Source organism: Methanofollis liminatans DSM 4140 (genome assembly GCF_000275865.1).
Classification (GTDB): Archaea; Halobacteriota; Methanomicrobia; order Methanomicrobiales; family Methanofollaceae; genus Methanofollis; species Methanofollis liminatans.
Genome location: NZ_CM001555.1, coordinates 1,314,301 through 1,339,761, shown reverse-complemented (window position 1 = coordinate 1,339,761; position 25,461 = coordinate 1,314,301). Strand labels below are relative to the sequence as shown.

The following is a 25,461-nucleotide window of genomic DNA, read 5'->3' as shown; positions in this document are numbered from 1 at the left end:
ATTACTTTTTCATTTTTTCAATCTCTTCTTCGACTTCCTTTGCACCTTCCTGGTAGAACTTCTCCTCTTCAGGGTAGAGTTCCTTCAGGAGCCTGAGAAACTCTCCGGCGTGGACGAGTTCCTCCTCTGCGATGTCGTAGAGGACTTCCTTTGCGAGCTCGTTGTCGATCGATTCGGCGAGCTGCTGGTAGATCTGGACCGCTTCGTATTCGGCGGCGATCTGGAACCTGATTGCCCGCACGAGTTCCATGTCGGTCAGTTTCCTGTTGTATGCGTTCCCGGAGAACGGATTGGTAAATTCCGGCATAATAGATCCTCTATTCTTGAGAATATCATAAATAGTTTCCCTCAGCGGCCACCGCCAGAGAGATATAGGGTGCGGTCTATCGGCATGCATGGCGCAGATATCCGCTTCTCTGATCGGTCAGCGCTTTCCGGCGATCAAAGGGCGATCACTCGCAGGAGATGAGGTGACGTTCCCGGACGATCTTTCCGGGAAGGTGACGCTCGTCGTCGTCGCCATGGAGCGATCGGCTCAGCCGAGGGTGGACTCCTGGATCTCTCCGTTCAGGGATGCCTTCGCGGGGCTGGACGGCTATGCGTGGTACGAAGTCCCGGTGATCGACCGGAAGATCGGGTTTTTTCTCTCGGGGATGATCGATGCGGGCATGCGGGCCGGCATCCCCCCTGCAGTGCATGGATCGGTGGTCACGGTCTATGGGAACACGAGGGGTATCATGAACGCCCTGGGGATCGCGGACCATTCGACGGCATCGGCCTTTCTCCTCGACCAGGAGGGAGTAGTGCGCCTGAGAGGGGAGGGGTATGGAGGGGAGGAGGCGATCAGGGAGATGGTCGCCGCCGCCCGCCGCCTTGCCGGGGAATAACCTTCAACCTGTGGGGGCGTTCGGGGCGGAGCGGGATACCTCACTCGCCTACCCGACGATCTTCGCCGGGATCAGGTTTGCTGCCATCCTGACGAACAGCGTGGCGGTCCTGGCAGCCTGATCCTCGAAGGGCTTGCAGGGAGCAATGTCACAAAAATGCTCTCCGGAGCGGTGCCGGCGATCCTGATCGCCCTGGCGGTGGACAGTGCCCTTTCAGTCATGGAGAGGCGCCTTGAAAAGAAAAAATGAGGTTAGAGGTTTTTCAAGGCCACGATATCGACGACGCCGGTCAGCTTCCAGATGTTGGAGCGTTCTTCCGATGCGATCGACTCGATCGGGTCGCCGGGTTTGTGGCCCAGGGCTGCAAGGATATTCATCGAGAGGTGCTTTTCCTTGATCATGTTCACAAACTTCTCCCGGACGATCTTTTTCTGGATGGAGTCCTCCTCCTGCCTGAGATATCCCTGCATGGTTACAAATGTGTAACATGACAGGTCTTTTGTGTATTTCTCCACCTCAACCGAGACGTACGGACTTTTCCTGAAGAGCTCATTCTTTCTTCCGTACTTCGTGGAGAGGAAGTAGAGAAACCGACCGTCGAAGACGTAGAGGAACGGGGCGATGTAGGGATACTTGTCACCCTGAAAGGCGATCCGTGCGATATAGCCCTCGGCAATGAGTGTATCGTACTCCTCCTTTTCCATCTTTGGGATTTTGACAATCTCCATGTATGCTCTCCTGATTGCCTTTTCTGTTCATCCAATTAAATACCTTTTCATTTGTCCCTCAGTCCGTCACCTTCACACCCTTCCAGAAGGCCACATAATTACGAATTTCTCTGGCCGCCGGTTTGGGTTCGGGATAATACCATGCAGCGTCCCTGTTTTCCTGACCCTCCACGACAACGGTATAGTAGTGCGCCTCCCCCTTCCAGGTACATGTTGTCCGCGTGTGAGACTCCTTCAGATACTCAAATCGTACAGATTCCGGAGGAAAATACACATTTCCCTCCACCATCCTCACATCCCCGCTTTCGGCGAGAACCTGTCCTTTCCATTCTGCTCTCGGCATCCTTCTTCCCGGTCTTCGCTCGACTCCTAAAATATTAAGGTTTTGCTCCTCCGTGCTCGCCGCAATGCTATCCCGGTGCCATCCCATTCTCATGAATAAATGTGATGCGGTCTAAAAAAAGTCCCGGATAATTTTAGAAATATTGAAATACTATGTTATCAAAAGCCCGAATGCGTGATAGCAATGTCCGAAAAACACTTTAGTAGATCCGCAGCCCTCCTCTCCGGGCTTCTTGTGCTGCTCGTTGCGATCGCCTGCATAGCAGGCTGTACAGGCTCCTCCGACTCGGGCGCTACCCCGACGCCCGAAGCATCGACCCCTGTTACGACCGCCGCAGGGGGTGCCACCACGGGCGGTTCGGTTTCCGCGGTCCACTACACCGACCTCATTAAATTCCTCCCGTCGGCAACCGCAAACTGGGAGGCCGGCGACAAAAACGGGATGACAATGTCGAGCGGGGGCGAGGACTGGAGCTGGGCCGAGGCCACCTATACCCAGACGACCAACCCCGACGTCTCGGTGACAGTCGTCATCCAGGACACGGCCGGGATGACCGAGGGCTACTGGACGATCTGGGAGACGGCAACGGTTGTTGATACGCCCGAATTCTCCTGGAAGTCGACGACCTTCAAGGGCTATCCGGCATGGGAGTTTGTCGACAAGACCGCAGACGAGTACACCCTGTATGTCGGGATCAACGACCGGATCATGGTATTCATCGACGTTTCAAACGGCAAAAAGGACTATCTGACGGTTTTCGGCAACATGATCGACTTCAACGGGCTTGCCGCCCTCACCTGAGTGCGGCCGAAACATTCCTTTTTTTTGTGCGTATCCCAATGATTAATGCCTCCCGCCTCGCAGAAAATACTGCATGTTCGCCTGCTCTGCAGCAGGTGTACGCGGGGTGGTAATCTGAAAAAAGTATTCATGGTTCTTGGCGTTCTGACCCTTCTGATCGTCCCGGCGGCCTCGGGAGAAGAAATGGCCGGCCCTCTCTGGAGCATTGCCGTCGGCGGGGGCGTGACATCTACAGCAGTGACGACAGATGGCGGCCTGATCGTGGCAGGGACCCGTGATACAGGGGGCGTCAGGGTCTTCGACGAGAACGGCACCGAGGTCTGGAACTATCCGACCGGGTGCCCGGTCTATCAGGTCTCGATATCGGGCGACGGCCGTTTTGTCGCCGCCGCATCTGATAAAGTCCGCCTCTTCGACAGGAACGGCGAGATCATATCAAACTTTGATACGGGATTTTTCGCCTACAGCACCGCCCTCTCTGCCGACGGCGCCTACCTTGCCGCCGGCTACGACGACAGCACGGTCGCCCTCTATACCGCAGGTGGTCAGGAGCTCTGGACCGCGGAACTCGACGACGACGCCGTCTCCCTGTCGCTCTCATCGGACGGGTCGTACCTGGCCGCCGGGTCCAAGGACGAGCGCCTGTATTTCTTCGACAACCGGGGCGTCCCCCTCTGGTCGTACGAGACCGGAAAGACGGTGATGGGGGTCTCGGTCTCACCTGAAGGCGAATATGTGGCGGCCGGTTCCCTCGACAAGGTGATCTATTTCTTTGATCAGGATGGTGTCCTGCTCTGGCACTACATCGTCGGTGAACGGGTATTCGACGTCTCGGTCTCGACCGGCGGAGAGTATGTGGCGGCCGCCGCCGGCACCGGCCTGCTCCTCCTGGACCGGGAGGGGAACCTGGTCTGGCGCTATGACGCCGGGAACACCGTCCAGGGGGTGGCGATGACGCCGGACGGGAGGAGGATCGCCCTCGGCGTCGGTTCCGGTGCACCGGCCGTTCATTTCCTTGAGGGAATACGTGCGCCGGTTTCCGTAGACGACCCTGAGGCTGACCTCCAGGATGCGGCAGCCTCCAGGGCCGTAGCCGATCCCTACCTGATGAAAGCATATATTATGGCCGATACCGGCGAGGTCCCGACCATCGCCCATGATTTCGACGGCGTCTCGATCGCCGGTATCGTGAGCGAAGAGGCCGATCAAAAGGCGCCGGTTATGGTGCGGATGACCGTGGGGCCTGAATGGGTTGCCGCACACGGCGATCAGGAGGGGGTGGTGATGGTGGCGGCACATCCTGATGCTCTCGATAGCGTTCCTTTCCTGGTCGAGATGATTCCCACCTCGTTTATTGGATACGACCCCGAAGGCCGTCTGGTCTTTGAGGGCAGATCCCCCTATGCCCTGACGGCCTACGGGATCATTGCGGCGCCTGAAGAGGATGAAAGGGGGACGCCGGGCGGCGGCCTCGTTCCCCTGCTCACCGGAGACGGTATGTTCCGTCTTCCTCTGCCACAAACCCCTCAGAAATCAGCTTCTGAAGGATAGCCTCTCCCTTTTCCGGGTCCACTCCCGCCTCCCTGAAGAGGGAGGAGGGATCGTGGCGACCTGTTTTGAGAAGGATCCTGAGCACCTTCCCCCGGATCTGCCGGTCTGAACCTTCGAACTTCGTCTGCTTTGCATAGGAGGCGCTCCGCCGGTTCGGGTTTGGATACCGTTTCTTGAGCATCGTTCCATAGTCCATAATGCCCCAGTAAAACTCCCGCGGGTGCTTCCGGTCGAGGGTCATCGCCACGAGCGGGAGGATCTCGGCGTCGGTGACGTCCGTGCTGTCCCTGAAGAAGAAGTGGATGCAGACGCGACGGATGTTCGTCTCGATAAAGACCGTCGGGGCGTTGAATGCAAAGGCGGCGATTGAAGAGGCCGTGGCCCTTCCAATGCCGGGCAGGGTCTGGAGGTCCTCGACGGTGCGGGGGAGTGCGCCGCCATAGATATCGACGACCATCTGCGCCGCCTTCCTGAGGGAGAGCGCCCTCCTGTTGTAGCCCATGCCCTGCCATACCGCCAGGAGGTCTTCTGTACCGGCCGCCGCAAGCGAGGCAAAGTCAGGGAACCGCTCGATGAAGAGAGGATACTTCACCTGCACCCGCTCCACCTGCGTCTGCTGGAGCATCACCTCTGAGACGAAGATGTGGTACGGATCCTCTGTCTCCCGCCATGCCATCTGCCGTCCATGATGCCTGAAATAGTGGCAGATCACCAGACGGAGGGCGGCACATGCCTCAGGGCCGCGGCCGTGCGCCGCAAGCGCCCGCTCGAACTGCCTGATGTAGTCGGCATGCGTATCAGAAAACGGCATGGTACCCTCCCTTATGATCAGGGCAGGGCGCTGTAAAATAGGTTGAGGTGGCCGCATTCCCGGGCTCTGGGGAAACTATATATGCTTAACTGTTGCCAATCTCTCTGCCCGTACGGGGGGATTGTCAGATGGACACGGAAGAGTACAAAAAGATCATTGCACAGGCGATCGACAAAGAGGTCGAGGCCTACGTGTTTTACCAGTCGGTCTATGAAAAAGTGAACGATGCAAACCTCAAGAAGATCTTTTCAGAACTTGCCGAGGAAGAGAAAGGCCACAGGAAACTGCTCGAAGGCTATCTCTCGGGCGGCGCAAAGAAGTTGAAATTCAATGAGGCCAGGGACTACAAGGTCTCGGCGACGATCGAGCGGCCGAACCCGACCGTCGATATGAAGCCGGTCGAGGGGATAGAACTCGCCATAAAGCGGGAAGAGGACGCGATGGAGATGTACGAGCAGTTCGCCGACCTCAGCACCGACGCCGAACAGAAGAACGTCTTCCTTGAGCTGGCGAAGATGGAGCGGGGGCACAAGGCGCGCCTTGAGGACATCTACACCGGCATGGCCTTCCCCGAGTCCTGGTAAGGGCCCGGCGCTCCTCTTTTTTCAGGTTTCCGGCGGGAAGGTTTCTGCATACCGGTCGGCGTCAAACTTTCTCTTCAGCCCGTTCGCATTCATGTACCGGATTTTTCCAAAGATCGCACGCTCTTTCCAGGGGCGGTCGTGTTTCCCGAAACACCATGCCACGCCGGCATAGCCGTTCGGGTTCCGCCCGTCGATCTCGTAGCGGTTGTTCAGGTAGAGCGCCGCCCGGTATGCGTCTTCAGGCGTCTCCGACCATTCCAGGATCTTTTTTCCCCAGTACATCCGCATGTAGCCGTGCATTTTTCCGGTGACCACCATCTGCCGCTGGGCGGCGTTCCAGTATTGGTCATGAGTCCGCCCCTCTTCAAGTTCCCGGAGCGTATAGATGTACTCCCTCTGGTCGCGGGCATGGTCGGCGAGGGTCTGTTTCGCCCACTGCGGCAACCCATCGTAGGCGTCATACCCCGGGTTGTACCTGACGAAGTTCACCGCAAGCTCCCGGCGGACGATCGCCTCCTCCAGGTAGGCCCGGGCCGCCGGCATCCCGGTCGCCCTGACGGCGAGGGCGATCTCGACCGGGGAGATCTGCCCGAAATGGAGATACGGGCTCAGATCTGAGAGCACATCCCTGTTTGGATCGTTTCGCCCGTCCTCATACGCGGAGAGGCGCTCAGAGCAGAAGATCCCCAGGTGGCGGCGTGCCTCTGCCGTCCCGCCGGCAAACATGCCTGCAGGGACGCTTCCGTCGACTAAAAGGCGATCGACCGCCGGCACACCTGCATCTGCAACCTCGTCCGGCTGGAGAGGCACGTTCACCTGCCGCTCTTTCACCGGGATAAGGTACGTCTCGAGCTGGCGCAGGATCTTCGGCCTGAACGTCGCCGCCGACCACTCCTCTTTTCCCGACGCCACTTCCACCGGGACAACGACACCGGATTCGACGGTGATGACCGGGCAGGGGACCGCCGCTGCAACCCGCTCCCTCCACGCGTTGAGGTGGCGGAGGTAGCCGCGGTCGGTGACGACCAGGCAGGCCGCCTCGCCGAACGCCGCCGCCACCTCGTACGGCGGCCCCTCACGTACGAAGAAGGGGATGCCCCGCACCTTCAGGTCCTCGCCGGTCTCCCGGAGACCTTCGAGCATGAACGCAAAGGAACGGCGGTTCGCCTCTGGATAGGAGACGTCCAGGCCGAAACAGACATAAACCGGCTTATTGATGCTGTTCGCCCGTTCGACGGAGTACTCGAGCGCAGGGTTTTCCCCCGCCCTCTGCGAGGATTGCATCCAGTAGAGCACGTACTCCCCTGCAACGGCCTCGCGACCGTTCAGGGGGCTGATGCGTTCGGGCTGGACCATGCTCCTCCCTCTGGCGCCTGCGCACAAAAAGTGTCCGGCCCTGAACGACCGCCATCAGGTTTCGCTGTCCCTCACCCGCAGGGAGAGGAGAAGCGTGGCGAGAGATAGGACCGAGATCGCCACGAACACGAGGTGGAACGCCTCCGTCGATGGCATGGGCGCCGTCCACCCGGGCACATTCACCGCAAAACCGGTGAGGAATGCGCCGGCGATCACCGGCCCGATCATTCCGCCGATGTTCTGCGAGGTGTGGTAGACGGCGGTCCATGCCCCGGTATCGGCTGCATCCGCCGCCCTGATGACGATGATCGTGTTGCCGGTGAGGGTGACCGACATGCCGGCATTGAAGAGAACTCCGGCAATCACCAGGACTGCAACCGATGGGCCGGTGAAGAGATAGAGGAGGGCCCCGACGAGAAGGAGGGCCGATCCAAGGACCATCGCCGGGCGCACCCCCCACCTGCCGACCATCGCCCCGGTCGCAGGGCCCGAGATCATATCGGCGACCGAGCCCGGCATCAGGATCAGCCCGACGGCCAGGGCCGGGAGGCCGAGGCCGGTCGGGCTCTCGATGAGGTAGGGGAGGGTCTGGATGAGCATGAAGGTCGCCATGACGACGATGAGCCCGATCACGAGGGCGATGAGCACCGGGAGTTTCTGCACCATGGAGAGGTCGAGCATCGGCTCCTCGGCCACGGCCTCGACCCGTACGAAGAGTGCGCCGAAGACGGCCGTCATGAGGATGAGGAGCAGAATGCCCGGCGACGACCATCCTGCCGTCCCTCCAAGGGTGAGGGCGAGGACGAAGGAGAGGAGGGTGAGGGTGAAGGCCGCCATCCCGGCACGGTCGATCGGTGCGCCTGCCCTGGGCGGGGATGGAATGATCACGATCGCCGTCAGCGCCAGGAGAATGAATACGGCCGGGGCGACCAGGTGGAAGGTCATCCGCCAGCTATACAGTCCGACGATCCATGAACCGACAAAGATCCCGAGGAGGGTTCCGGCCCCGAACATGGCAGCGATCGTCCCGACGGCGACCGGCACCCGCTCGGGCGGGAACTGCTCACGGATCAGGGCATAGCAGAGGGGGAACATCCCGAGGCCGGTGCCCTGGAGGGCCCGGAAGAGAAGGAGGCTTCCAATGTCGGTGGCCCACCCGCTGGCGACGACGCCGGCGGCGTAGATGGCGATGCAGACGAGCATCATCCGCTTCTTCCCGAAGAGGTCGCCGCACTTTCCGATGACCGGCGTGATGATCGCCCCGACGAGGAGGACGGACGTGAGGATCAGCGAGGTCCAGACGCCCGAGATCCCGAACTCGTCCTGTATCAGGGGGAGGGCCGGCGTGAGCATCGCCTCGGTGAACATGACGGTGACGACGACGGCGCTCAGGACGACGAGGGCGCAGAGGTGGTAGCGGGGGTCTGTTACATTGAAAGGGGGTTTCACGGTATCTGCCTATTTAAGTTCTCTATTCTTTTCTGCTCTTCTTGAGCATCAGTGTGACGGCTCCCGGCAAAAAAGGGGGGGCTGGCGTGAAACATCCAGGCAGTCTTCCAGGACCGGCGCCAATGAACCTGCTCCTGGATGAGACTGCAGCCCTCGAACGACCGATCTCGCCAGCGGCACCAGGTACGAGGCACCGGATCCGAGAGATTTATCTCTTTGCATGCCAATCTCGTGATGGCGGTCCTCCCTGAACTTGTGTTGGCGCACGATTCAATCCGGGGGCTGCCATTCATCATACCGTTGTCTGGCATTTCTGTACTTCCCTGTTCTGCATTTTCAATCAGGCTTGCGCCGTCCGCTATCCACCGCTGGCAGGCTGGCTCTCTGATCGGGTCGAAGACCTTCTGAGATCGCTCTCTCGGGGTTGTTTTTCCCTCCTTTGAGGGCTGCTGCATCGAAACGAAGGGAGGGGGGACGGGCGGAATCGCACTGGGTATAACAGTTTGCGGCATCTCTCCGGCTGGTCGAGAGGGATCGACAAAGACCCTAATCGCGGTTAGTACTAATTGAGATTAGTACAAAGAGGTGCACCGGTATATTTTCTTGCTGCTCTCTGATTTGTCCGGGAGTGTCCGTTCTATCAGATTTTACCGGAGGACCGGCAGTAGAGAGGCCTTCCTGAAGCATTCATTGTCCTTCATACCCAAACGGCCCTGCCGTGACAGTTCCCTGTCAGGACACCGAACATCCAGGGTGACTTCCGGGGCGTAGAAAGGACGGCCATATCAGGGTCTGGTAAAAACTCAATCCCGGCAAACGAAACAGTCAGCGGTTTATTGCTAAAAAATTCTTAAGAAAATCACAATAAAAAAACACAAAAATACCACAAAAGATGCTGCGAGGGGGCTTTCGAATAGAATGTTTGAAATCCAAAAATGTTTTTATAAAGGAGAGGGCAACGGAGATCTATGGCAAAAGGAGTACGGACAGGAACATCGTTCCATAAGTCTGATGCAACCTATCTCAGGAACACCCAGGAGATGATTGCACGGAAGACCCATAACGGCGAGATTACACCGCAGGATGCGGGTCTTCTCAGGGAGTATCTCGCCGAGATCACCGCCGAGAGCGGAATAAGCGCCGTACGCCAGTACAAGATCGCCATCCAGATCGTCGGCCTCCGCCGTTTCCTCCCACCGTTTGCCGGGGCGACCGCCGGGGACCTGTATCACGCTGTCAACCAGATCAGGGCCGCCACCGGCGATGACGGTGCACCCCTCTTCAAGCAGAACACGGTCTCCGATATGACCCGGTTTCTCCGCCGTTTTTATCTCTGGATGATCGAGAACGGCTATAGCGTTATTCCGGAAGCGAAGGTGAAGAAGATCAAACCGCCGGCCTATCAACGGATGACCAAGACCGCCGAGGAACTCCTGACCGAGGACGAGATCAGGGCAATGCTTGAAGCGGCCCGCACCCCGAAAGACCGGGCATTGCTTGCCACCCTCTATGAGTCGGGCTGCCGGATCGGCGAGCTCGGCACGCTCACGTGGGGACAGGTGAAGTTCACCAACTGGAACGTCACCCTGAATGTGGACGGCAAGACCCAGAAACCGCGATATGTCCCTCTTGTCATTGCCCGCCCCTATCTTGCCGCATGGAAGGCAGCGTATCCGAAGAAAATTACCCCGGAAGCACACGTCTTCCTGACCGCCACCACCCAGCAGCCCCTGCAATATGCAGGCGTTGTCAAGCAGTTCAGGGTCATCGCACAAAGAGGCGGGGTCAAAAAGCATATCAATCCCCATCTCTTCAGGCATTCCAGGATCACGCACCTGATCCAGCAGGGGATGCCTGAATCGGTGATCAAACTGATGATGTGGGGGAGTCTCAACACCGGTATGTTCCAGACCTATGCCCATCTCACCAACCGGGATATCGACACGGCCATGGCCAAGCTCACCGGTGTGACGACCGAGGAGGAAGAGAGGAGCGTGGCTCTGGAGGCCAAACAGTGCCCGCGGTGCCACTCGGTGAACGGCCCGACCTATCACTTCTGTGCGACCTGCGGACTTGCGCTGGACCAGGACGCAGAGATTGAACTGAGGGGGGCACAGGAGGCCACCGATGAGTATTATCTCAAAAAGATCCTGACCAATCCTGCCATGCTCGAAAAATTGACCTGGACCTTGCAGAGCATCACAGGGGCATCGGGTTCGATGAGGACCTGAGCCTCTCCCCTATTTGAGAACGTGACATTTTTTCCGGACAAATTTCTGGCAGTAGACTTTCTCACCCCAACAGGGGAGCGCGGTGCCCTCTGGAGAACGCCGGGGCTCTTCAGAGGAATATTCAAACCGCATATTTTGCTTCGATCGTGATAATGGCCATTTTAATGTGACATTCGGGACTTGTGTTTATATCCTGCCCCCTCCGACTCTCCCTTGATGACCCAGAAAGAAGACAACTCATCATCCAGAGGATGGAACCATGAATCTGGCGGAGAAGCCTGCCTGTATGACGTGAACAGAAGGATCGGGGACGGCCCCCTACACCTTCTTTCAGAAAGAGGAGTGAGGGCATGAAACTAATTAAAACACTGAGGAGGGACGTCTTCGACCAGCTCCCTACGATCAATAAGGCAGTGGCCCTTGTCATGGTAGAAAAAGGGGATCTGCGGCTGATCGATGAGCCAGAATATTTCAAAGGGTCTAGACAGGGGGATGGAGCATCCCGATGAGGTGCTGGAGGTTCAGCGATATCATTCGCTCGATGCAAACATCGTCGTCCTCGTATCAGTCTGCCTTTGATGTTTGGGTTTGGTATATCAGGATCCCTATTAGTGGATCGTCTCGGTCTGAAGGTGGGGGCAATTGACCAATGATCCTGTCAATGCCGCATAAGTAAAAACCATCAAAACTTTTCTGAAAGGGTGCGTCCTTTTGCTGTGAGCCGATATTTTTGCTTGCTGCTCTGTAGTTTATCGGGGAGCGTCATTTCGATCAGGTTTTCCCGCAGGGCCGGCAGCAGATAGGCTTTCCTGAAGTGTTCTTTGTCCTTCAGACCGAGAGTATCCTGAAGATCCTGCCGCGACATTTCTCCCTCCAGGACACCGAGCATCTTTCTGACTTCCGGGGTGACTTCCGGGGTGACTTCCGGGGTGACTTCCGGGGTGACTTCCGGGGTGACTTCCGGGGTGACTTCCGGGGTGACTTCCGGGGTGACTTCCGGGGTGACTTCCGGGGTGACTTCCGGGGTGACTTCCGGGGTGACTTCCGGGGCATAGAAGGTTAAGGTGACACCACGATCGTCTTCCGACCACTTCGGCGGAGGTAAACCGCGCTCGTCACAGGCCTTCCTGATCATCACACTGCCACGGCCTATCATCTCCATTAATCCTCGCAGATAAAGCACATGGGCAATGTCCGGATTGCGCAGCACCGAGATATGCCCGGACATGAGGTTATCGGGCGTCACACCTTCAGGAAACCTGCCGGCGTTCCAGATCTCCAGACGGTCCGGATAGATGTGAATGCTAATCCCCCCGGAAAAATCGCTGTAATCCCGGTGGACAAACGCATTTACCAACCCTTCCCTGATCGCGGCTATAGGGTAGAGAGGCTCGTCCTGCCGGTTCAGACTGTCCCTGTCAAAACGTGAGATAGTTGGTGTATTTCGTTGAATGAAACGGTAACCTTCCTCCAAAACCGGTACCAGTGGGCCTTCATAGGATTTCATATCCCGGTACGTGTCATCTGCCCTGTTTGTCGTAAAACAGGCAGCACGGACCCGTACCTGCGGATAACGCATGGCTGGATTGGCTCCAAAAAGGACATCGCCGCCATTGGTCAGGCGTCCATAGCGACACACTCCGAGGTCTTCAAGAACCCTGATCGGATTTTTGCTCTCTCGAAACTGGAGCCTGGCCCTTTCGGTCACTGCATTCACGGTGGAACGGACTTCATCTTCATCCAGATCCTCCTTCATGTCTGCAGAAGAAAAACGGCGCTCCCATCGTTCGGGTTCCACCTGTTTGCGGAGCACCATATCGCGGATCGTATCGATATCGGCTTTTTTTGTGGTCTGACCGTCACGAATATAGATCACATGCTCAAAGGCGTACGGTAGATCTTTGCCGGCCGGCACCTCGACGATCAGCACCCTCTTTTCTCCGACAGGATGGACCTGAACAGATACCAGTGCGCCCGGAGAAACACCGTCGAGCAGTCCTTGTTCGAGATTCTTCGCTACAGTATCGGCGTCGTCGATGCCGATGATATCCCCCCTGTCATTCACACCACAGACGAGAGAGCCACCGGACGTATTGAGAAAACCGCAGACCACAGAACCGACGACATCAAGATCCTGGCACTTCGGCAGAAATTCAATGCTCTGGTCATCTTCAGGCAGCAGAGCCTCATCTATATTCTCCGGTTTCATAGCCTCCCTCCCCTGTCCTGGATGATTCGAGAAACACGGGCACTATCTCGTAAGTTCTCGCGCACAAACGCCTCGACTTCCTGATAGCGAGAGAACTGTGCCATAGCGAAAAGAGCAGCGTCATCATCAGAACCGAACTTCTGGACCCAGTTCCCCTGTCGGTCCTGCAGGGGCTTCTGAGAGAGAATGGACTCTTCGTACATGTCAATGACACGAAGATCATCCAGGATCTGGTTTTTCTCCAGTGAAAGTTTTTCTCGGCCGCTCTCTCCTTTATAACCCAGATGGTTCAGCAGCGATCTGGCGAAAATTACATGATCATGGGCCAGAAGCCAGCGCGGTTTGTTGAGTTCGATGGCTTTTCTCAGTTCAAGGTGGGTGATGGAAAGTCCGTCTGCATCTTTTCCACTACCGTAATGAGGGGTAATCAAACCGAGAAACAGATCGCAGTTTGTTACCCCCGCTATACAATTCTCAAAAGCTGAGTGTTGTGAAAAGACCGGCATGGTTCCCTTGTGCGACATCCAGACTTCATACCCGAATTCAGTTAAAAGCGTGTATATCCGGTCCAGAAGTTCTTCGATGCCATAGACCGTAGATGAAACCATGATCGTGAGTTTTTTGTTGCTCTTCATCTTTCCTCAGTTGAGTCCTGCTCTGATCGATCCTGTTCGGAGAAAGAAAATTAAAGCCTTTCTGAAATTTCCCTGATCATTCGGCCACGTCACGAACATATCCGATGTCTTAACCCCCCGGGCAGACTTTTTTCTGGTTATAATGATGATGCCTTGCCTGGTTTTCAAGGGAGACTGTTTTTTGAGCAGATTTCCTCCTCTGCTGTGACTGCCAGGAAATACTTACTGAACACATGATCGATGAATTCTTTATTCGATTTGATGGATATAACCTCGCTCAGCCTCTCTTTAGACTTGTCGATTCGACTGAAACAGTTCTATGACCGCACCGTATGATTCGGCAGTGATGGCACCTTTCATGATCCGAGCCAGGCCCTGACATCTTCTTGCTTCTGCCGCTCAAGCCGATCCAGTTCCTTCCCTACTCCTTCAAACCTGATCCCGATTCTGGTCCTGCCCGACGCCGACATCTCCTCGGTTAGAATATGGTTGACCGGGAAGAACTCTCTCACATCTGCACCGATATTATGCCCCGAGCAGATGATCTGGACGTTGTTGCGCTCAAGGATCGACCCGATCTTCTCCCAGAGATAGTGTGCCCCCGTCGAACCGAAGGGATTGTCGACAATAAGCACCTTTGCGGTCTTCATATCATACCGGTCGACGACGACCTCCCGGATCGCGGACATGATGACCACGAGGAAGATGATATACATCGTATTCTCCTGACCATCTGAGGCCTTGATCTTCTCCCACTCCTGGAGGGGGTGAGAGGCTATGTCGATCTTGCGTATTTTGACGATGATCTGCTCCATGTCCAGCACCCTGCCCACCAGCTGGTCGGGCATGAGCGCTTTTTCCAGTTCTTTCCGCCCGATCTCGCCAGTCTGGATCTGGTGGGTGAGGTCCTGAATGTACTGGTGCATCGTCCCCTCCGCCACCTCGCTGGAATACTCGCATGTCTCGAAGTTGATATGCACCATCTCATACGTCCGCCCGTCGATCTCGATCTTCGAGGCTGTCGGGAACTTTTTCAGGTAGTCCCTGTATTGCCGTGCTATACCAAGAGCCTGAGCGACGATCTTTGTCTCGGCTTCGCGCAGCCCGTCCACCATCTCCCTGGTTATGGCGATGTCCGACCTGATCATCCCGGCAGATTCGTCCAGGCTCTGGCGGGTGGAGTATGCCTCGTCCAGGTTTTCCGCCGCCCTGAGTTTTGTCCTGATCTCGTTTACGAACTCGACTGCGACGGTGACCCTGCTGAGGTCTTCGATGACCATATTTTTTCTGCCCTCAAAATTTTTCCTGCTTTTTTTCACCCGTGCATCGTTTGAAGCAAGTTCCTGCCGGAGATCAGCATAGGGGACCAGGTCTCTGGCTGGAAGAGGTGTCTTCCCCGCAAAATGATAGACACCGTCGAGCACCTCATAGTTCCGGTACTGGGCATCCAAGTCTCTCCGTTCGTCATCCGCCTCTGTGTGTGCACCGTGCAGGGCCGCGATCTCGCTACGGGTACGCACACGTACGTCCTCCAGCCCCTCCAGGTCCGCTTCAAATGGCGAGGCGTCGAGGAGTGCCGGGTTCCGGAGATAGGGCTCTGGTGCGTGGCTGTTGAAGGCCCCCTCCGCCTTCTCCAGGCCAAGGGACTCGAAGTGGTGTTCCTTCTCCACAGCATTATACCGTTCTGTTGCCCTCTTAAGGGGACCGCGGAGGGTCTGCACCCCCTCTTTCAGCACCTCGATGGCCTCTTCGGGGACGGGTTCGTGGGGTTTTCGGGCTTCGATCTCGGCGATGGAGACCTGTAAATTCTTTATGTCGGCCAGTGCCTCCTCCGCCTCCCGTCTGTCTCTGGTGATCATTTCCCGGACATGGCCAATATTTTTGTTGACCCCGTCGACTGCATCCTTTGCGGCGTGGTAGTCGGTCGTGAGTCGTGAGATGTCGGTGTCAGGGAGAAGGTCGACCTCATCCTTTTCATATTCCCGGTACTCCGCACATGCCCCCGTTACCGTCCGGAGATGGGCATTCAGCTGTCTGTTCGACTGCTCTTTGTTCTTCAGGTCTAGCGTGCCCCGGGCGATCCCGGCCTCGGTCTGCTCCAGCGCCGCCTCGTACTCCTTCCCATACTGGATTTTCTGCTGCAGACCTTTGGAGGCCTCTTTCTTCTTCCCTGATATCTCCTGGATATTTAGGAGCAGGAGACGCTTTCTCTCGAACAGGTTGACCTCTTCTCTTTTTTTCTCCAGGCGTGCCTCTATTTCGGGAAGGGCGTCCCGGTCGTCCTCGATCTCTTTCTGCACGGCGGCATGCAGGGCGACCTTTTCATCCCGTGCCTCTGCATATCCCCTGATCTCGGCTTCTTTCTGCTCCTGGTATCCGGGGGGAAAGCGCAGGACAAATGACCTGAGGGCCTCTTCGTTCTTCCGGGCGCCTTCTAGTTCCTCCCCGGTCCGGATACTTTCATCGTTGATTCTTGAGATCTCCTTCCTGAGGCGTTCCGCCTCTCGGTCACTGTCGAGGACGCGGAGAGTGTGTTTCGGCGGCCTGGACGGGATATATACGTCGCCGAGGGTGAGGACCCTCTTCTCCCTGAGATAACCATAACTGGTGATGACGACTGATGCGTCCTGGACGAGGGCCGGGAGGACGGAGGGACTGTGGACAATTGTCTCGTAGTCCTGGGGAAGGAGGAGGATAGCTTTTGAAAGCCAGGGAGCGTTGGCCAGGCTCTCCTCTCTTTCATCAGGAGGGAGGTCTTTCAGGTATTCGGCCCCGCTCATGACTTCTGCATATTTCTCGCGCAGGGTGTCGAGGGCGTCCAGAGTGTCCCTGTTCAGGGCGACGCCGTAGTGCAGTACCCCCTCCAACTCCTTCTCCAGGGAGGTGCGACGATCTTTCAGGTCTCTCAGAGATTCCTGCAGCTCACCGATACGGTCGTTGAGATGTGCACGGCAGGTCTCGACCTCGTCCGTCCCGTAGAGGCCGGCGATCTGGTGTGCCGCCTGCTCTTCGGCAGTATAGGCCTCCACCTCCCTCTTCACCCGATCGATGTCCCGGTTCCTTAAATCAATCTGCTCTCTCAGTCCCTTTTCTGACACCTCGTTTCTGTCGAGCCGCCTCTTTCTTTCATCGATCTCTGCAGAGAGAAGAGCACAGGCATCATTTTCGCGTGTGATACGCCTCTCCGTCGCCTCGATGAGTGTGGGGATCTGATCCGAGAGCCCTGTATCGACGCGGGGACATTGTTTGTGTTTCTGGTGGAGGTCTGCCTCCTCCTCGTCCAGCTCCGCGATCTGTCGCTCTAAATTATCAATTGCAAGTCTGTTTTCCTCTATCCGCGTCGTGATGCCACCGAGAGCCCGCTCTAATTTTGTGTTTGCCTCTTTGAGGGCTTCCGCTTCATCCTCTCCTCTCTGGAGGTCGTCGGTGACCCTCTGCTTCTCCCGCAGAGAATGGGCGAGGAGCGTCTTTCCCAGTCTCTGGAGCCGGGTGAAGATCTCCAGGTGATCGCGTGTTGTATTCTCTATGTACTCCTCGTTTTTCCTGACCTCTGCCAGCGCCTCTCTGTACCTGAGATATTTGTTCACCGCCCATGCACATTTCACCTCGTGTTCCTGTGCCTCCACCGCTTCTTCGAGGTGCGTCTTCTCCCCTCCGACCTTTTCAAGGCTCTGCCTGAGGAGATTGACGCGGACGTTCTGCACGATGAGTCCGGTCATCTCGATATCGGTTTCTATGGAGTGGAGTGCCGCCTCTTTCCCGGCGGCCCTCTCCTGGAGGTCACGGATCTCTTCCTCCTTGCGGGCGAGCGCTTCCCGGTGTGCGGCGTACTGCGATGCAGCCCTCTGTTTGGACTCCTCGAATGCCTGGAATGACCCGATCATCTCCTGGTTTGCCTCCTGCAGAGTGGTGATTCCGTCCAGAAGGTGTTCGTAGTCGTGCAGGCATTTCTGCTCTTCCTGCAACCTTTTGAGTTCCTCCTGGCACTGATAGAGTGCGTCCGCAAGAGACTTCTCGTTCGACCCGCCTGTCTCTTCCCCGGTCCTGAGAGACTGTTTGTGCTGGAGGCACCTCTCGATCGTCTTTATCAGGAGTTTTTCCACAAGCGTCCGTGAGGACCTGAACTCCCGGAAATATGACTTCAGAAAATTTTCCTGTCTGTTGATCTGTTTGATGAACTCCCATTCGGGTTCGAGAAGACAGTAAGTCTGGATCTTTTCCAGGTACTCCTTTCGGACGTCCGTGGCCCAGATGTCGTAGCCTGCCTTTGCCTTTTCCCTGAGCATTCTCTGGCTGTCGGCATAGTCCCTGACCACAAAGTCACCCCTCTCCCTCCAGCAGAGGGGGATATTTTTGAGGTCGAGATCGTTTTGCCTGTCATAGAGGTGGATATAGGAGAAGTACTTGATCCCGTCATTTTTTTCTCCCTCGTCCTGGTCCGACCTTCTCTTCGCACAAAAACCTGTCAGAAGATATTTTTTCTCTGCAATGCCCTCTTCCAGTTCCCATTCGGCAAGGATGTGAGTGGTGCGGTTCTGGTCTCCACCGCGGAACATATCCTTGAACGGGTGGTTTGGATCAAGCGAGGTGTTGGGGAGGATGCACTGAAGCATGAGCATCAGCAGGACAGACTTCCCGCCGCCGTTTCTCAGTTCGTAGGTGGCGTTCCGGCTATAGAAGGGCATCGTAAAGTCTTCGTATATACCCCTCCCGTCGTCGAACTGGGCGTTCACAACCCGTACACGCTGGAGTTTAGGCATCGTCTTCCTCCGCGGCATCGCCAAGCCCCTCGATGAAGGCTCTCAGGTCGGCCTGGACCTCCTCGTTGCTGTACGTCCCGGCGATGATCGCCTTGCACCTTGGGGTGAGGTAGACCGCCCCGTCGTGCTCCCTGACAAGCTGGTTTTTCTCCATAAAGGCGATGGTGCTGTTGACCAGGGCGTTCTTCGAACTGATACCGCGCTGTTTGATCTCATCGCACTCGTCTGGTCTGAGTTCGGCCGAAGGGAGTTTGTTCCAGGTTTCGGCGATCACTTTGAAGTTGAACTGGTGGCCTTCGCTGGTCGTCTCCAGGTCTTCGAGTGCTTCCATTGCCTTCATCTTTTGCTCGACCACCTCAAGGAGACGGGTTTTGTGCACCTTCTCCAGGTAGGGCTCGCGGGTTGAGTCCCGGTAAAACTCGGCGATGAGGATGTGCATGATAAAAAATGCCGTGTACATCTCGGGGTTTTTGAAGCCGTACCCCAGACCGTTTTTGATCTCGGTGTTTGAGAGGCCGAAGACCGGGTTGTTTATGCCGGGGCTGAGGTAGAAGACGTCGTGGTACCTGCAGAGGACCAATCCCTGCTTTCTTGCGCAGACCTCCAGTGCCTCCCTCACCTCGGTCTCCTGGTCATACCGTAAAAATTCGCGGGGATTGTCGGTGCGTGTGATCGACCCGTTCTTCAGGATGGAATAGAAGATCTCCAGGGCGACTCCGAGGTTTTCTTCGTCAAACTTCATTCTGTCGTTCTCCCATAAAGTCAAGGTACGAGACGTACACGTCTCTCTCATCGGTGAGCGGCACCCGGATCTCGGGCATGGACCTGACTCTGATCGTGTCGATCCCGACCTCCTTTTCAGTCGCAACAGAGACCAGAACCTTCTCGATCGCGCCCTGCCGTTCTTCTGGTGTGTGGAGGTCGAAGACCGTCTCGTACGCTTCTTTCTCCTCCTGCCGCGCGCCTTTGTTCAACTCGATCAGGAAGGGGATCAGGTCGATGTGGTCCATTCCCCCGTCCCCGTACCTCGCCAGGACCAGGTCCAAGAATGCGGGCAGGTCAAGGTGCCCTCCCTCGCTGAGGGCTTCAAGCAGAACGGACGCATAGGCGGTGAAGGTCTTCACCTGCCGTTCGTGCACGATCTCATCGGGTGGCTTTGCATCGCCCCACTCTTCTTTCACCCGACTCTCTGCAACCTCTGCCTTTTTCCCGATGATATTCTGCGGCTCGAAGAGTTTGCAGATACTGAACGTTTTCCTGGGGCCGGGGAGGAGGAGGGGGAGCATCTCCACCACATGCACGTCATTGGGAAGGTTGGCCAGGATGTGGTTTTCGAGCGTTTTCTGGAACTGGTAGCGGCGTTCAAAGAGCGAGTGCAACCTGACATTCTTGATCCGTTCATACTCCGAGGGGATCGTGGTGTAGTCTTCGAGGAGTTTGTTATGGAGCCTGTAGCCGCGGTCCAGTTCGTCTGCGAGTTCTTTGATGGTGATGAAGTCCTCTTCGTCACCCAGTGAACGGGAATGATCGGTGATCCGCTTTTTATCCTCTGAGATCTCCTGGAGGGTATTCTGGACCTGACGAAAGAGTTCCTCTTCCTGCTCAAGCTGGGAGATGATGTCCCTGGTGTAGGCGGTGAATTTCTCCACGACGTCGGGGTCTCCGTAGATCATGCTGTCAATCAGGGCCTGTCTTTTCCCTTTTTTCCGGTGGACTTCGAGGTTGAGGCTCCTCACCGTCTCCAGGGCGTTTCTGAAGGACCCGCTCTCGATCTGCTTTTTAAAGAGGATGAGAGCGACCGTGACCCTGGACTCTTCGGGGAGCTCCTTGATGGTGATCATGAACTCAAGACCGGCGTCGGTGATCTGGTAGGCGCCCTCGCTCACGTTGTACTCGACAAGGTGGACATAGCGGTCGACCTGCTGCTTCCTGACCGTGTCGAGGTACTGAAAGTGGTAGAGTTCGCCACCGGGTGTGGTCTCGAGATCGCCAAGCACGGTCCGTGTCACCTCCTGGTAGTCAAATGTCTGCCCAGGGTACATCTCTTTCATCATTCCTTCGATGTATCCCCGGATCTCGTCGGGCCTCACGGTGCGGCCCTGGAGACGGCCTTTTTCGATGAGAAATGTCAGCACGCCGAGGGCGAGGGAGGGGGCATCATAGTCCCTCTTCTGGGCATAGGCCTTAAAAAAAGGGTAGAAGCACACGAGGTGCTCCATGCGTTCGTTGATATCTTTAAAATGTCTCTGATAGTCCAAGGGCCTTCATCCTCCTGAGGTCGACAGCGGTGAGGACCTCCTGCGGGAGATATCTCTCTTCCGTGATGATCCACTCGATCGCCGCCCTGCTCTCTTCGTCGAAACCGTCGATAAAAGGGGAAAGTGGAATCTGCCCTCTGTTTTGTTCTGTCCTGAGAGGGCGAGCATTCCGGTATCCTGCCTTCCTCAGAACGGCGGTGTAGAAGGAGGTGGCCGGCTTGATGCCATAGTCGGGGTAGCGTGCCTGCAAACGGTTGAAGATGGCAATGCCCTCCCTGTCAATGTCCCCGAAATAGAAATATAGGTCGTCCGGTGTCCCACCCACGGTCTCGATGTACTCGAATTTTTTCTGGATCGCATTTCCCTCCCCGTAGATGATGAGGTTGATGCCGTCAAACTCCCCTGCAATCACCGCCCGCTGGAAGGTCCAGAAGGTGTCCTTGTTCTCGACAATCAGGACGTTTCTCTTCGTTTTCCCCTGCTCTGCACCGAAGCCCTTCTCAATGTAGAAGAATGGTTCAAACACCTTTTTTGCCCTGATGTCTGCGAGTATCAGGCCGAGATTCCTGAGCACCGCCGAGCCGTCGACTGCTGCGTGCTGCGGTTCATCGATCGCCTTCTCGTCGCCGAAGATCTCGTAGGAGCGTTCGTTGACTGTCAGCACCTCGTGGTCGTCCCCGTCGATCAGGTCCCTGATCCTGATGATGGCGTCACGGTCCCGGCGATAGGTGTCTGCATGGTGTGCGTAGTAATCAATGGACATCGGGGCAGGGAGGGAGAAGAGTTCGTTTTTATGCTCCGCTGAGAGGGGTGCTTCTTTTTCTGCGATCAGGTCCCGCCGGATGGTATATCTATCGGGAAGCCCGCCGTACCCGGTGAGCGGTCGTGCATTCTTGAGGGGGACGAGCACGCCCTTCTGGATGAGGTAGCGGATCGTGCAGATGAACTGCTTCTGCCACTCGGTATCAGCAAGGAGGTTGATCCCATCGTCTTTGAGGATTCTTTTCATATAGCTGAGGGCGATCCTCTTATTTTTATGCCGGAGGAGGATCGCTCTGATGATGTTCTGCATGAGATCATCTGGTTCTATCCGTCTCTCTTCTGATAATTTATTCGGTTTGATTGGGTGAAATGGCTCTATCGTTTCGCTCGTAGTCGTTCAGGTAGCGAATATGAACTCCCGGCCAGAATCGGGGGCGGCGTACCACAATTCTTGTGAGACTCATGCCGCTTCTCCAGAAGGCATGATTCCTATGTCGGATAGTGAGTATCCCACTCTGAGAAATGTGATATCCTGCATCTGTGGCTAGCTCCGGCAGATAAGAAGAGATTTGGGCGGTCTGTGCGGTGTAGATGGCAATGGCTGCCTTGCGGAACAGCAGATGGTTTGTCTTCCTGATAGGTGTCACCTGCATGGTACTTATCTTGTTCTGGGCGCTCCGCTCATACGCCGATTCTGACTGTGTTCTCCATCACCACAGATCCCCGTCAGCCAAAAAAGAGAGCAGCCATCAATAGAGGGTTTCTCTCGATTCAATAACGTGAGAGGGCCTGAGAGGAACGATATGGCGACATGATGGAAATGAAGCCCATTTATTCTTTAGAATGCAAAAAATAGAATATATTGCGAGATATGCCGTTTTCACTCCAGTGTTATTTGAAATTGTTTCGATACGCTCCGTACTCTGGACACTGTTTGCAGCATTATAATATCACAATCTAGAACTTTTTGGGAAACCTTTCTCCGAACCTTCCCCCTCCCTCCGGTGCACCATGTCGGTGAAGAGGCGGGCAGAGCTCTTTTCGTACTCGTTTGATGGAGCGAGAGGTTCTTCTCCTCTATGTCCTCATTTCCTGATCTCAGATGTGCGAGAACAATACCGAAAACAGCATTAATCGTGAAGAGATAACAGAGCATGTCCTGATCCCTGATTTCATGGAGAGCGCACATGAAACATCTCTCGGCATTTGAACTGGAATATCTCGAACACCCGGAGCGTTTCACCTTTGACTATTTCAGAGAGCAGTCTCTCAACCCCCATCCCCTCCCGGTTGCCCTGAGCCTGGCCGATGAGGAGCTCCTCAACCATTACGATAACGAATACCACCACCGCACCTTTCATCGCACCCTCTTCTTTCCCAGGCTCGACACCACCGGGCCTGCCTATCAGCTCCTGGAGGATTATGTCGCAGAGACGTCTACCGCCGTGCTCTCCGAGCGGTTCACCGAGGGATCTGACGCAGACTATGCCTGGGGAGAATTTTCAGGGTTCAGAAAACACCTGGTCACCGCCCTCCACACCTACCCCGAGATCCAGAAGGTCCAGATCCTCAAGAAGATCGCCGTGAAGATCGCGTTGCCGCCCTCACCGATCGACGAGAGCGCCCGCCTCTTCTCTGTAGGGAGTTCGCTCTTTGCGATGGAGTTCTATCTCGGCCTGAAGAACGCAAAAAAGTGGGGGGATTACCTCGGCGCATGGCCCCCATCCGACGAGGGCCTCCGCGAGATCGCCGAGACGCCCGAGGTCCTGCTCTCCCTCTGGAAGCACCAGGTCCAGGCCCGCGACCGCTGGCTCGGTGCCGGCGGGAAAGGGGTGCTGGAGATGGCCACCGCGACCGGTAAGACCCTGATCGGCCTTGCCACGGCCTATCATCTCTTCAGAGTCCACCGCTCCCTGCGGGTGCTGGTGCTCTGCCATTCGCGGGCGATCCTGAACCAGTGGCGGCGGGAGGCGATAGAGAGACTGGGGTTCCTGGGCGACCCTGACGAGGACTATTCGGTGCCGGTCTCGTATAAGGGGAGGTTTGAGATCTCGTTCAACACCCTCCAGATGGTGATGAGGGATCCGGGGCAGTACGGCACCGACCTGCTCATCGTCGACGAGGTCCACCACGGGGCCGGCCCGCAGTTTCGGAACGCCCTCTCCGTCCCGTGCAAATGGAAGATGGGGCTCTCGGCAACAGTGGAGGGGCGCGGGCGGACCGATGTCCTGGACGGCTACCTCGGGAGGACGGTCTACACCTATACGCTGGCCGATGCACGGCGGGACGGGATCATCCCAGAGTTCAACCTTGTGGTCCACAAGACCTTCCTGGATATCATGGAGGAGGAGGAGTTTGCGTCGATCACCGAGAGCATCAGGAAACTCCTGAACTACATCAACGCCAGCCAGAGAGAACGGATCAGGGTGTTGTCGAGGAACCGGTTTGAACGGTTTGAGAGCCTTTCGGATTTTGTCCGCCTGATGACCGATCTCAGGTACCGCAGCGTGGAGATCCCGGACGAGTGGCTCCAGATGATCGGCCTGATCAACAAACGCCGGTGGGTGATCCACCGCTCGTCGCCGAAGCTCGAGGAGGCGATCAGGCTGGCGCGGGATCTGGCCGGGGCGAGGAAGTGCGTGCTCTTTGCGATGGATATAGCGACCTGCGAGCGGGTCTATGAGCGTCTGTCAGGGGCGGTGCCGGCGTTCATCGTCCATTCAAAGATGAAGGACCCGGAGGTGAAGCACGCCCTCCAGGCCTTCAGGGCGGCGAGGAACGGGGTGCTGATCGCCCCGAGGATGCTCGACGAGGGTATCGATATTCCGGATGCGGAGGTCGGGATCAATGTGGCCTCGTCGAAGACAAAACTCCAGCTGATCCAGCGCCTGGGCAGGATCCTGCGGAATAGGCCCGGCAAACGGCCGGTCTTCCACCACTTTGTGGCCGTCCCCCGCAATTACATCGTCTCGGAGGACTCGTTTACCTACCAGAACGATCTCGCATGGATCACCGATGTGGCCCTGAAGATGGGGATCCCGATCACCGAGGAGGTCTCTGCTGATGCAGGGGTCTTCTCCGCCTTTGAGCGGGAGTCCGAGGAGGCGGTCAGGGCATACTATGCCGGCCATGAAGGCCTGGCGACCGATGACTTCGGCGTGATCAAGGTGAGGAATATCGTCGAATCGATCCTGCCCGAGGCGCGGGCGCGGCTGGTCGGCCTGCTGGAGGGGATGACCGGCCCCCTGACCGATGAGGGGTGGGCGCGGGTGCTGAGGTCGGCGTACCGAAACGAGCAGATGGTGGAGGTGCCGAGCCAGCGCTGGCTGCTGGTCATCGGCGGGAGGGAGCCGGCGGCGATCAGGGGGTTGATCCTGTGGTATGGGGGGGTGGCTGTCGAGGAGAGAAAGGAGAGCGTACCTGCCAGTCCCCCTCCCCGCGAGCTGCCCGCTCAGTGGGAGATGCCGAAGTCGATGGGTCAGAGTAGAGTTGAGCGTTTCATTTCGATTTTGATAGATGATCAGGCACCACAAAAGGAACAGAACAGGGCGTTGGACCTCCTTGTCAGGGAAAAACATTCGGCGGTCAAGCCATTGATCGCCGTGCTCAAAGACGGTAATAAGCGCGTCAGGGAACATTCGATCATCGCCCTTGGTCAGATCGGTTCCCGCGAGGCTATACCTTTCATACGTCCCTTTCTTCAAGATCAAGAACCGGGTGTGCGGCAGCAGGCCGCACTGGCACTCGGATATTTAAACGATACAGGTTCAAAACGCGCCCTTATGAAACTCAAAGGGGATTATGCGAAGGGCGTAAAAATCGCTGCAAAAAATGCGTTGAAGATGTTGGAGGGAATTTAAGAGGTTTTTATAAGGCCGCTGATGAACGATAGGTGTTGTTGATGGAGACACCCCCCGTCAAGGTTGAGGTGTTGTGGTGGCGGGGTGCGCGGGTATTGAGGGAAGATGGGATATTGAAGAAGTAATCCGGGAGAAGTGTGCCCGTGTCCGATATTTTAGAGAAAAACCGTATCTGGAAATATATCTGATTTTAATTTGAATCTATCGTTTTATTCAAAAGACAAAACCCTTATTGG

Annotated in this window: 20 protein-coding genes; 8 read left to right on the top strand and 12 right to left on the bottom strand. The window is 56.5% G+C overall.

Annotation, left to right across the window (positions count from 1 at the left end; translation table 11 throughout):
• Position 1: 1 nt before the first annotated feature.
• Positions 2–307, bottom strand: coding sequence for a ferritin family protein (locus METLI_RS06630; RefSeq protein WP_004039012.1), 306 nt, complete (start codon positions 305–307; stop codon positions 2–4).
• An 88-nt stretch (positions 308–395) separates the two neighbouring features.
• Between METLI_RS06630 and METLI_RS06625 the strand changes: the two genes are divergently transcribed.
• Positions 396–887 carry a hypothetical protein gene (locus METLI_RS06625; RefSeq protein ID WP_004039006.1) on the top strand — a complete coding sequence of 164 codons (492 nt, stop codon included), beginning with the start codon at positions 396–398 and terminating at the stop codon, positions 885–887.
• Between the two features lie 251 nt (positions 888–1,138).
• Here METLI_RS06625 and METLI_RS06620 read toward each other — a convergent pair whose 3' ends face one another.
• Entirely contained in the window at positions 1,139–1,615 is a 477-nt protein-coding gene (locus tag METLI_RS06620) for a pyridoxamine 5'-phosphate oxidase family protein (RefSeq protein ID WP_004039005.1), read from the bottom strand.
• Between the two features lie 58 nt (positions 1,616–1,673).
• Positions 1,674–1,958: a DUF427 domain-containing protein gene (locus METLI_RS06615; protein WP_004039004.1), complete on the bottom strand. Its 285-nt coding sequence runs from the start codon at positions 1,956–1,958 to the stop codon at positions 1,674–1,676.
• A gap of 183 nt (positions 1,959–2,141) precedes the next feature.
• On the opposite strand from METLI_RS06615, the gene METLI_RS06610 reads away from it, so the two are divergent.
• A complete protein-coding gene (locus tag METLI_RS06610; protein WP_004039003.1) occupies positions 2,142–2,759 on the top strand; it encodes a hypothetical protein in 618 nt (205 codons plus the stop codon).
• Between the two features lie 129 nt (positions 2,760–2,888).
• Entirely contained in the window at positions 2,889–4,310 is a 1,422-nt protein-coding gene (locus METLI_RS06605) for a WD40 repeat domain-containing protein (protein WP_004039002.1), read from the top strand.
• On the opposite strand, the gene METLI_RS06600 is transcribed toward METLI_RS06605, so the two are convergent.
• On the bottom strand, positions 4,243–5,121 hold the full coding sequence (locus tag METLI_RS06600; RefSeq protein ID WP_004039001.1) for an HhH-GPD family protein: 879 nt from the start codon (positions 5,119–5,121) through the stop codon (positions 4,243–4,245). The two genes, METLI_RS06605 and METLI_RS06600, sit on opposite strands and share 68 nt — an antisense overlap.
• Positions 5,122–5,249: 128 nt before the next feature.
• Between METLI_RS06600 and METLI_RS06595 the strand changes: the two genes are divergently transcribed.
• Positions 5,250–5,705, top strand: coding sequence for a ferritin-like domain-containing protein (locus METLI_RS06595; protein WP_004038998.1), 456 nt, complete (start codon positions 5,250–5,252; stop codon positions 5,703–5,705).
• A 21-nt stretch (positions 5,706–5,726) separates the two neighbouring features.
• Here the strand turns inward: METLI_RS06595 and METLI_RS06590 are convergent, their stop codons facing one another.
• Both METLI_RS06590 and METLI_RS06585 read right to left on the bottom strand, forming a co-directional pair.
• The gene (locus tag METLI_RS06590; protein WP_004038997.1) at positions 5,727–7,061 is read right to left on the bottom strand and encodes a deoxyribodipyrimidine photo-lyase; all 1,335 of its coding nucleotides are present in this window, start codon (positions 7,059–7,061) and stop codon (positions 5,727–5,729) included.
• 54 nt (positions 7,062–7,115) lie between these two features.
• On the bottom strand, positions 7,116–8,510 hold the full coding sequence (locus tag METLI_RS06585; protein WP_004038996.1) for an MFS transporter: 1,395 nt from the start codon (positions 8,508–8,510) through the stop codon (positions 7,116–7,118).
• A 968-nt stretch (positions 8,511–9,478) separates the two neighbouring features.
• Between METLI_RS06585 and METLI_RS06580 the strand changes: the two genes are divergently transcribed.
• The 3 genes from METLI_RS06580 (at position 9,479) to METLI_RS13135 (ending at position 11,250) form a co-directional block, all read left to right on the top strand.
• The gene (locus METLI_RS06580) at positions 9,479–10,741 is read left to right on the top strand and encodes a tyrosine-type recombinase/integrase (protein ID WP_004038994.1); all 1,263 of its coding nucleotides are present in this window, start codon (positions 9,479–9,481) and stop codon (positions 10,739–10,741) included.
• Positions 10,742–10,957: 216 nt separating this feature from the next.
• Positions 10,958–11,095, top strand: a complete 138-nt coding sequence (locus METLI_RS13140) for a hypothetical protein (RefSeq protein ID WP_157203232.1) — start codon at positions 10,958–10,960, stop codon at positions 11,093–11,095.
• Positions 11,092–11,250 carry a hypothetical protein gene (locus tag METLI_RS13135; protein ID WP_004038992.1) on the top strand — a complete coding sequence of 53 codons (159 nt, stop codon included), beginning with the start codon at positions 11,092–11,094 and terminating at the stop codon, positions 11,248–11,250. The genes METLI_RS13140 and METLI_RS13135 overlap by 4 nt, the downstream gene beginning before the upstream one ends.
• Before the next feature lie 173 nt (positions 11,251–11,423).
• Here the strand turns inward: METLI_RS13135 and METLI_RS06575 are convergent, their stop codons facing one another.
• The 6 genes from METLI_RS06575 to METLI_RS06550 all read right to left on the bottom strand — a co-directional run bounded on the left by METLI_RS06575 (position 11,424) and on the right by METLI_RS06550 (position 21,675).
• Positions 11,424–12,950 (bottom strand): Fic family protein, encoded by a 1,527-nt coding sequence (locus tag METLI_RS06575; RefSeq protein ID WP_004038988.1) that lies wholly within the window; start codon positions 12,948–12,950, stop codon positions 11,424–11,426.
• Positions 12,947–13,585 (bottom strand): DUF4062 domain-containing protein, encoded by a 639-nt coding sequence (locus METLI_RS06570; protein WP_004038987.1) that lies wholly within the window; start codon positions 13,583–13,585, stop codon positions 12,947–12,949. The genes METLI_RS06575 and METLI_RS06570 overlap by 4 nt, the downstream gene beginning before the upstream one ends.
• Before the next feature lie 356 nt (positions 13,586–13,941).
• The gene (locus METLI_RS06565) at positions 13,942–18,345 is read right to left on the bottom strand and encodes a coiled-coil domain-containing protein (protein ID WP_004038986.1); all 4,404 of its coding nucleotides are present in this window, start codon (positions 18,343–18,345) and stop codon (positions 13,942–13,944) included.
• The gene (locus METLI_RS06560; protein WP_004038985.1) at positions 18,338–19,087 is read right to left on the bottom strand and encodes a DUF6063 family protein; all 750 of its coding nucleotides are present in this window, start codon (positions 19,085–19,087) and stop codon (positions 18,338–18,340) included. Before METLI_RS06560 ends, METLI_RS06565 begins: the two co-directional genes overlap by 8 nt.
• Positions 19,077–20,603, bottom strand: coding sequence for a hypothetical protein (locus METLI_RS06555; RefSeq protein WP_004038984.1), 1,527 nt, complete (start codon positions 20,601–20,603; stop codon positions 19,077–19,079). The genes METLI_RS06560 and METLI_RS06555 overlap by 11 nt, the downstream gene beginning before the upstream one ends.
• A complete protein-coding gene (locus METLI_RS06550; RefSeq protein WP_004038983.1) occupies positions 20,581–21,675 on the bottom strand; it encodes a Wadjet anti-phage system protein JetD domain-containing protein in 1,095 nt (364 codons plus the stop codon). The genes METLI_RS06555 and METLI_RS06550 overlap by 23 nt, the downstream gene beginning before the upstream one ends.
• 877 nt (positions 21,676–22,552) lie before the next feature.
• On the opposite strand from METLI_RS06550, the gene METLI_RS06545 reads away from it, so the two are divergent.
• Positions 22,553–25,225: a HEAT repeat domain-containing protein gene (locus tag METLI_RS06545; RefSeq protein WP_004038981.1), complete on the top strand. Its 2,673-nt coding sequence runs from the start codon at positions 22,553–22,555 to the stop codon at positions 25,223–25,225.
• Positions 25,226–25,461 lie beyond the last annotated feature (236 nt).